The 5,097-nt window shown below is 60.3% G+C and carries 8 protein-coding genes; 7 read left to right on the top strand and 1 reads right to left on the bottom strand.

What is annotated here, in order from left to right; translation table 11 throughout:
* From AC2VNK_RS10165 to AC2VNK_RS10155, 3 genes are all read left to right on the top strand, one after another.
* Positions 1-555: indole-3-glycerol phosphate synthase TrpC (locus AC2VNK_RS10165; RefSeq protein ID WP_486883670.1), on the top strand; the 555-nt coding region annotated here is incomplete at its 5' end.
* 91 nt (positions 556-646) lie between these two features.
* Complete coding sequence (locus AC2VNK_RS10160; protein WP_486883669.1) at positions 647-1,051, top strand: OsmC family protein; 405 nt, start codon at positions 647-649, stop codon at positions 1,049-1,051.
* A gap of 10 nt (positions 1,052-1,061) precedes the next feature.
* Positions 1,062-1,550, top strand: coding sequence for an RrF2 family transcriptional regulator (locus AC2VNK_RS10155; RefSeq protein ID WP_291525380.1), 489 nt, complete (start codon positions 1,062-1,064; stop codon positions 1,548-1,550).
* 4 nt (positions 1,551-1,554) lie between these two features.
* Here AC2VNK_RS10155 and coq7 read toward each other — a convergent pair whose 3' ends face one another.
* Entirely contained in the window at positions 1,555-2,181 is a 627-nt protein-coding gene (coq7, locus tag AC2VNK_RS10150; protein WP_291525378.1) for a 2-polyprenyl-3-methyl-6-methoxy-1,4-benzoquinone monooxygenase, read from the bottom strand.
* A 99-nt stretch (positions 2,182-2,280) separates the two neighbouring features.
* On the opposite strand from coq7, the gene AC2VNK_RS10145 reads away from it, so the two are divergent.
* From AC2VNK_RS10145 to AC2VNK_RS10130, 4 genes are read left to right on the top strand one after another with little or no spacing between them, the layout of a single operon-like run.
* The gene (locus tag AC2VNK_RS10145; RefSeq protein WP_486883668.1) at positions 2,281-2,571 is read left to right on the top strand and encodes a (2Fe-2S) ferredoxin domain-containing protein; all 291 of its coding nucleotides are present in this window, start codon (positions 2,281-2,283) and stop codon (positions 2,569-2,571) included.
* Positions 2,571-3,299 carry an alpha/beta hydrolase gene (locus AC2VNK_RS10140; protein WP_486883667.1) on the top strand — a complete coding sequence of 243 codons (729 nt, stop codon included), beginning with the start codon at positions 2,571-2,573 and terminating at the stop codon, positions 3,297-3,299. Before AC2VNK_RS10145 ends, AC2VNK_RS10140 begins: the two co-directional genes overlap by 1 nt.
* Positions 3,280-4,209, top strand: coding sequence for an ATP-binding cassette domain-containing protein (locus tag AC2VNK_RS10135; RefSeq protein WP_291525372.1), 930 nt, complete (start codon positions 3,280-3,282; stop codon positions 4,207-4,209). Before AC2VNK_RS10140 ends, AC2VNK_RS10135 begins: the two co-directional genes overlap by 20 nt.
* Entirely contained in the window at positions 4,209-4,985 is a 777-nt protein-coding gene (locus AC2VNK_RS10130) for an ABC transporter permease (protein WP_291525370.1), read from the top strand. Before AC2VNK_RS10135 ends, AC2VNK_RS10130 begins: the two co-directional genes overlap by 1 nt.
* The last annotated feature ends 112 nt before the right edge of the window (positions 4,986-5,097 follow it).

Here is a 5,097-nt window from a genome sequence, read left to right as displayed (position 1 = left end):
GCCCAGGATTACGCAGCCCATGGGGCGGCCTGCCTATCGGTCCTGACCGATGAACACTACTTTCAGGGTGTTGACCTCTATCTGACTGCCGCCCGCGAGGCCTGCACACTGCCGGTATTGCGCAAGGATTTCTGTATCGACCCCTATCAGGTTTGGGAAGCACGCGCCATCGGGGCCGACGCCATCCTGCTCATCGTCGCGGCCCTCAGCGATGCCGAACTACAGAGCCTGGAAGCCACCGCGCAGGGCCTGGGTATGGCGGTACTGGTAGAGGTGCATGATGGTGCCGAGTTGCGGCGGGCATTAAAATTGCGTACGCCCCTGATCGGCATCAATAACCGGGACCTGCGCCGCTTTGTCACCGAGATTGAAACCACGCTGAAACTGCTGCCGGAGATTCCCGAAGGGCGGATCGTTGTCACCGAAAGTGGCATTCGCCGCAGTGAAGAGGTGGCAACCCTGCGCGCTGCGGGGGTAGCCGCCTTTCTCGTCGGCGAGGCGTTTATGCGCGCCACACAACCAGGAGAGGCCCTGGAACGCCTGTTTTTTGACTAAATGCAGTTTACACGGCTAGTTGATTGTCATTAAATGGGAATCTGTAATTTCCGGGAATAGGGAGTGGTGTGTGAAGGCACGTGTACAGTAGATGGGTCATGAGCAGATGAGTTTTGTCGCTGAAGCCGATAGCGGTCACGCCCTGGTCATGGACGGTTCCGTCGAGATTGGCGGGCGCAATCTCGGGCCGCGCCCCATGGAACTCCTGTTGATGGGTCTGGGCGGCTGCTCCAGTATTGATGTGGTGATGATCCTCCAGAAGTCCCGGCAAGACGTCCGCGACTGTGTCGTGGAAATAAGTGCCCGGCGCGCGGATCAAGACCCTAAAGTATTCACCGAGATCCATCTGCATTTTATGATATCCGGCAAAGCGCTGGATCCCAAACGGGTAGCCCACGCCATCGGCCTGTCCGCAGAAAAATATTGCTCGGCCAGCATCATGCTGGGCAAAACCGCAGTGGTCACCCATGACTATGAGATTCGAGAAGAATGCTGAGGATGCCGTTATGCTACTGAGTAAAACCAGCGAATATGCCTTACAGGCCCTGATCTATCTCGCCGCACTGCCGCCTCGGGAGCCGGTGCTGAGTCGGGACATATCCGATTATCTGCGCGTTCCCGCCCAGTATCTGGCGAAAATTCTGCAAGATCTGGCGAAGCGCGGGGTGCTCGACTCCTTCAAGGGTCGCGGCGGCGGTTTTGTCCTGCGTCCCGGCGCGGAGCAGATGAACATCCTCGACATAGTCGAGGTCGTAGAAGGCCAGCCCTTTGGTCAGGGCTGCGTACTGGGCCTCAAGACTTGCGCCGATGAAACCGCTTGCCCTGTGCATACTCAGTGGAAGCCACTCAAGGCCGAGGTGGTCGGCCTGCTCGGCAGGCAGACCATTGGCAGCATGGCGGAGGCCGTACGTGCCGGGCGCTATCGCATTCACTTGCCAGGTGGTACGGAATTGAAGATGCGTCCGATCCCGGTATCCGGCAGAAATCTCTCCTAAGCGATTATATCCAGAGCGCTCCCTGGGTCAGGACTTTTGAAAAAATTCCCATAGCCATACGTACTGGCATGGGCAGTTTTTCTGCACCCAGCGCTTCCGCTTTTTCGGCGTGCCCGACTTCGTCGTCCCGCATCTGCGCCACAATGGCGCGGCTGCGCTCATCATCGGCGGGGAGTTCATGCAGATGGCTGTTGAGATGTTCTTCCACCTGATTTTCCACCGCAACGACAAGGCCGAGATTACTGGCCCGACCGCGACGGGCGGCCAGAAAACCCATGCCCCAGCCGGCGCTGTACCAGAGCGGGGCGAGCAGGCTTGGGCGACTGTTGAGTTCCCGCAGGCGGGCTTCACACCAGCGCAGGTGATCTTCCTCCTCGGTGCGGGCCTGCTGCAGTTGCTCACGCAGGGCAGGGTCATCCGTGCCAGTCGCCTGCCCCGTATAAAGGGCCTGCGCCATGATCTCACCCGCATGGTTGACCCGCATCATGCGTCCGGCCCGCTGTCGTTCCCAGGGACGCAGGAGTACGTCGGGAATGTCCCTGGCCGGATACGGTCGATCACTGCCAATCTGCTGTCCGGTCAGGGTACGCAAGGCATTATCGATATTGGCGATGACTTGATCGCTGAGCATGGCATCTCCACACGCTGTCAGTAAGGGCTAATTCAGGTATGATGTCCCTGTATGAAGAGAGGGTCAACGCTTATGGAAGGTGCTTTTTATCAACGGCATATGTTTCTTTGCCTGAACCATCGCGACAATGGCGAGCAGGCCTGCAATAACAGCGGCCTCGCCGAAGAGATGTTTCATGTGGCCAGGAAGCACGCCAAAACCCTCGGTATTCATGGCGAAAAACAGGTTCGGGTGAACCGTTGCGGTTGCCTGGGGCGGTGTAGTGAAGGGCCAGTGGCCGTGGTTTATCCTGACGGCGTCTGGTACACCTATGTAGATGCTGATGATGTGCGCGAAATTGTCGAATCCCACCTGCGTGACGGTCTGCCTGTCGAAAGGCTGCGGATCTGATGCTGCCTATCGACCGGAGTCACCTCTATGATGGCGGCGAACTGGCCAGCCTGGAATGTGTAGGCCAGCGCGTTATCATTCCGGGTCCGGCGGGTCCGCTGGAAGGCATTACCGATTGCCCCGACAAAGAGACGCGCGGCGCGGTGGCGGTCATTCTCCATCCGCACCCCCTTTATGGCGGCACACTCCACAACAAGGTTGTGCATTATCTGAGCAGGACCTGCAACCAATTGGGTATCCCCTCGCTACGTTTCAATTTTCGCGGAGTCGGCGAGAGCGGCGGCGTCTATGACGATGGTCGTGGCGAAACCGAGGATTGCCTGGCTGTGCTCGACTGGGTGCAGGAGCGCCGTCACGGCTTCGATATCTGGCTGGCCGGATTTTCCTTCGGAGCCTATGTGGCCTATCGCAGCGTGCACCGTCATCCGCGCATCAGCCGTCTGCTGACCGTCGCCCCGCCCGTTAATCTCTTTGATTTCACTGTACTGCCAGCACCTTCCTGTCCGTGGACCCTGATTCAAGGCGAACTGGACGAACTGGTACCCGCCGTGAGCGTAGAAAATTGGGTTGATACCCTGCCCGTTCAGCCCAGGAAAATTTTGCTTCCCGCAGACCACTTCTTTCATGGTCAGTTGAACGCTTTGCAAGCAGCACTGTTGGAATCCCTCAGTGAAGAAGTAAGCGAGATGGGAGTCAGCGGCCCCTGTCGTGAATCCAGCTTTTCTTGAACTGCGGGCGCTGCATAAGCGTTATGGCGGGCGCGAGGTGCTGCGCGGGGTAGACTTCGCCGTTGCCGCCGGGGAGTGCTTCGCCCTGGTCGGTCCCAATGGGGCGGGCAAGAGCACCACGGTGCGGGCAATCCAGGGGCTGACGCCAACCGATGGCGGAGAGATTCACATCGGTGGTCGAGCGCTTGCAGAAATGGGGCGTGCGGCGCGGGCAGACATGGGGGTGGTGCCCCAAACGGATAACCTGGACCCCGATTTTACCGTGCAGGAAAACCTCTGGACCTACGGCCGTTACTTCGGCCTGCCGAAAGCGCTGATCCGCCAGCGCAGTGCCGAGTTGCTGGAGTTTATGGCCCTCAGCGGCTATGCCGCGCAACCGATCCACTCTTTGTCCGGCGGCATGCAACGCCGCCTGACCATCGCCCGCGCCCTGATCAACGCCCCAAAATTGCTGCTGCTGGACGAGCCCACCACCGGACTCGACCCCCAGGCCCGTCATCTCATCTGGCAGCGTCTGCGCGAACTACGGCGGCAGGGCACCACCCTGTTGCTGACCACACACTATATGGACGAAGCGGAGCGTCTGGCAGACCGGGTCGGGATCATCGACCATGGCCGGATTCTGGCGGAAGACAGTCCGCGCGGCCTAATCACCACCCATATCCCCGGGGGCGTCGTCGAATTGCGCCGGGTGGACGGTGAACTGCCGGATCCGCAGGATCTGCATCGTCAGTGGGTGAGTACCAGCGAGCGCGTCGGCGATACCCTGATCTGCTACGGGACGGATCTGAGTCCGCTGCTGGCGCACTTCGCGGAGGATCCGGCCTATCGCTGGATACAGCGCCCCGCCAGCCTGGAGGATGTATTCCTGCGCCTGACGGGACGCGATCTGCGGGAGGAAACCGAATAATGCCGATACGCGACGCCTTGCCGGGGGCCGGGGCGCTGGCCGTCCTGCAGCGCAACTTCGGCGTCTGGCGCAAACTGCTGGTGCCGAGCCTACTCGGCAACTTCGGCGACCCACTTCTTTACCTGCTGGCGCTGGGTTACGGCCTGGGGCACTTCGTCGGACAGATGGACGGAATGCCCTACATCACCTTCATCGCCTCCGGCATCGTCGCCAGCAGCGTGATGAACACCGCCAGCTTCGAGGGCCTGTACTCGGCCTTTACCCGGATGAGCGCCCAGCACACCTACGCGGCCATGCTGGCCACGCCCCTGCGCGTCAGCGACATCCTGGCCGGTGAGGTGGCCTGGTGCGCAGTGAAAGGCTTGATCAGCGCCGTGGCCATCATCATCGTCGCCAGCTTTTTTGGCGCCATACAGGGCCCCTGGGTAATCCTGGCGTTGCCCATCATTCTGCTGGCGGGGCTGAGCTTTGGCGCACTGGCGCTGGTCATGACGGCACTGGCGCGCAGTTATGATTTCTTCATGTATTATTTCACTCTGGCGGTGACGCCGATGTTTCTCTTTTGCGGCGTTTTCTACCCCCTCCATTCGTTGCCGCCCTTCGCTCAGGACATTGCAGAGGTGCTGCCGCTGACCCATGCGGTGGCGCTGCTGCGACCACTGCTGACCGGGCACCCGCCCCATGAGGTGCTGTACCACACGGGCGTGCTGCTGCTCTACACCCTGGTCGCTTACGGGTTTGCGTGGCGCCTGCTCAGTCGCCGGTTGCTGCGCTGACGATAAATGAGCGCGGATTGCCACGGTGCCACCCTTGACAGGCGCACCGGTTAGGGCTTTAATTTGCGCCTCACGGCGCTTTAGCTCAGCTGGTTAGAGCAGCGGAATCATA

The organism is Acidithiobacillus sp. TH-A35, assembly GCF_057473505.1.
Note: the sequence above shows the minus strand (reverse complement) of the source record. Positions and strands in the feature narration are given on the sequence as shown.